This window comes from Pseudomonas sp. 05T35, from assembly GCF_056396605.1.
In genome coordinates, this window is sequence record NZ_JBFTLU010000524.1 from 1 (window position 1) to 2,829 (window position 2,829).

Consider the following 2,829-nt stretch of genomic DNA (forward strand, 5'->3'; position numbering starts at 1 on the left):
ATCGAGGGTCGTGGTGTCGTCTTTGTGCAGCAGTAGCGTGATCACCACCTGCGCCAGCATCGCCGGGTCCAGGTAACTGGGGCGATTGCCCGGCGGCGCCATGGACTGGATCATCGGGTGATCGAGCACCTGCTGGAAGAACGCCAGGTCGCTGTCGTTCAGCCCCTTCAATTTGCCGGTGAACAACAGCTTCAGGGCGTTATAAAGGTACTTCGCCCGGACCTTCTGGAAGAACGATTGAATGATTTCAGTGAGGGTGGTGACGAAAATACCCAGCAGCGTGAACAGCGCCAACATCCCGAGAATCGCGTCCAGAACGACCGACCCAAACATCCTTACCTCCTTGTAGATGTGGCAAAAAGTCAGCTCGAATCAAGACCTCAGGATGAGGAAAGGAGCAATGCAACCCACCTCACAACGCTAGTCAGGCTATGGGGTCTTGTCCAATTGCAGAGGGCGTTGATGCGACAAACGTGAATCAACAGGTGCGCCATCACGCGCCACCCGCTATTAATACGCCACCTACCCCTCAAGGACCCGAGCGCGCATGAAATTCGACACCGCCTACTGCATCAGCCTCGACGACAAGCTGTCGATCTATGACGTGCGCGATCTGAACTTCGACGAGACCATGGACTTCGACTCGGCCAAGGAGCGCTTTCAGTGCCCCAACGACGACTGTCGCACGGCGTTCGACGAGGCGAATGGGCTGGGGACGTTCAACGCGAAAAACGTCAATTACATCCGCACGCCGCACTTCAAGAACCTGCCCGGCACCCGGCATATCGAAGGCTGCCCTTATGTCAGCCTCAGAGCGCCGGCATCAGAAGGTGCAGAAACGGACGACGGACCGGAGGAGCACTTTCCGTCAGAGCTTCTGCTGACCCGGCGTCAGTATGTGCGCAAGCCGTCCACCCCAATGCCGGATGTCGATGCGCCTCGGGAACAGCCGAAACCTTCTGCCACGACCAGCGCTACCGAGCACCCGACGCGCGAGTCGGCACCGGACACAACCTACGTCTTCGCTCATCCGGTGGAGTGCTTCGTATCGAATTTCGATAACAAGGACCTGCTCAAACGTATGCCGCTGAAGATTGGCGAGCACACGGCTTCTTACAGCGCGTTCTTCAAAAAAATCGAATACCTGCAGGACAACAAAGGGCTGATTTACTGGGGCAAGATCAAGGCCATCAAGGACTACAACACCAGTTTCCGCATCGATTTCGAGAAGAAGGTCTGGCTCGACAAGAAGCCCTACTCGGTGAACGTCTACCTGAGCAAAAAACTGATCGAGAACTACCGCAAGCGCAAAGCCTTCCTCGAGGAAATCAAAGGCGCCATCGGTAGTGAGCGGGAGCTTTATTGCTTCTTCTATGGCGTGACCCCGGAGTTGAAGCAGGTGCCGAGCAAGAAAAACCCCGAGCAGACGTTCGGGGTGTTCAGTGGTGATATCGAGAATCTGGATCACTTTATTATTAGGGAGGTTCCGGGGTTGGAGGCGACGTAGAACCAATCAAAAAATTGAGTTTGATCCGGGTCGAAAACAACTGTACAAAAACACAGTACCCATTGAATAACCCATTTCGAACCCGGAGAAAACCATGGCCTCTCTTGCGATGAAAATCACCCTGGWACGTATCGCCCTTTTCCAATTCACCCCCGCACACAGCGTACAAGCCCGTGCGATGCTGGGCTGGTCGCTGGAGGAGTTTTCCAGGGAATCCGGGGTTACCGTTGAAGCTATCCGCCGGTTTGAAGCGGGCGGTGAAGTGCTCGACGTCACCCGTCTGGCCCTCGCCTACCGGTTTGAAGCCGAAGGCCTGGTGTTCTTCCCAGGCTTTGCACCGGGCCGAGGCATGAGCGTCAGAGGCTCTACGCCAGACCCGGTGGGACGGGCGGATTACGCGATGATTGAGTGATATCCAATCATTCGATGGGGTTCCGTTCCCCCATCATTGGCAGAGTCTGCTGTACCAGCATCTGCGCAGAACAATCCGTGGAATAGGCGTACGTCCCTAGCTGTTAACGATCAACTGAACGGTTGTCTCTTCAACTTCCAGCCACCAGGCCTCCCCACGCTGCGGTTGGCCAAGGCTGAACGCTTCGCCCATTTGTGGCGTGGTGATAGAAACACTGCGCTCCCAGGCCAAGGCCAAGATGCGGTCGAAGGGTTCATGCCAGGCGTGCATCGACAAATCGAAGGTGCCGTTGTGAATCGGTAGCAGCCAACGGCCCTTGAGGTCGATGTGGGCTTGCAGGGTTTCTTCTGGTTGCATGTGAATGTGCGGCCAGTCGACGTTGTACGCGCCGGTTTCCATCAGGGTCAGATCAAAGGGGCCGAACTGTTCGCCGATGGCTTTGAAACCGTCGAAGTAACCGGTATCACCACTGAAGAAAATCCGTTTGCCGCCATCGATCATCACCCACGAGGCCCAGAGCGTGCTGTTGCCATCGAACAGCCCGCGACCGGAAAAGTGCTGCGAAGGCGTGGCAATGAAATGAATGCCCTCGATCTGAGTGCCTTCCCACCAATCCAGTTGACGCACTTTGCTCGCATCGACGCCCCATTTGATCAGCGTCTCACCCACGCCCAGCGGCGCAAGAAAGTGCCTGGTTTTGTCCGCCAGCTTGAGAATCGACTGACGATCGAGGTGGTCGTAATGGTCATGGGACAGAATCACCGCTTCGATCGGTGGCAACGCCTCGAGGCTGATCGGTGGTTGATGGAAGCGCTTGGGGCCGGCCCATTGCACCGGTGATGCGCGCTCGGCGAAGACCGGATCGGTCAGCCAGAATTTGTCGCGCAGTTTCAGCAGCACAGTGGAATGC

Annotated in this window: 4 protein-coding genes; 2 read left to right on the plus strand and 2 right to left on the minus strand. The window is 56.4% G+C overall.

Annotated elements, in window-relative coordinates; all coding sequences use genetic code 11:
- Nucleotides 1-333, minus strand: a 333-nt coding sequence (locus AC1DH9_RS26530; protein ID WP_477809096.1) for a hypothetical protein, incomplete at its 3' end; no start/stop codon positions are given.
- A 214-nt stretch (nucleotides 334-547) separates the two neighbouring features.
- On the opposite strand from AC1DH9_RS26530, the gene AC1DH9_RS26535 reads away from it, so the two are divergent.
- Both AC1DH9_RS26535 and AC1DH9_RS26540 read left to right on the plus strand, forming a co-directional pair.
- A complete protein-coding gene (locus AC1DH9_RS26535) occupies nucleotides 548-1,507 on the plus strand; it encodes a hypothetical protein (RefSeq protein ID WP_427535970.1) in 960 nt (319 codons plus the stop codon).
- A gap of 94 nt (nucleotides 1,508-1,601) precedes the next feature.
- Complete coding sequence (locus AC1DH9_RS26540; protein ID WP_477809097.1) at nucleotides 1,602-1,919, plus strand: helix-turn-helix domain-containing protein; 318 nt, start codon at nucleotides 1,602-1,604, stop codon at nucleotides 1,917-1,919.
- A 96-nt stretch (nucleotides 1,920-2,015) separates the two neighbouring features.
- Here AC1DH9_RS26540 and AC1DH9_RS26545 read toward each other — a convergent pair.
- Nucleotides 2,016-2,829: MBL fold metallo-hydrolase (locus tag AC1DH9_RS26545; RefSeq protein ID WP_477809098.1), on the minus strand; the 814-nt coding region annotated here is incomplete at its 5' end.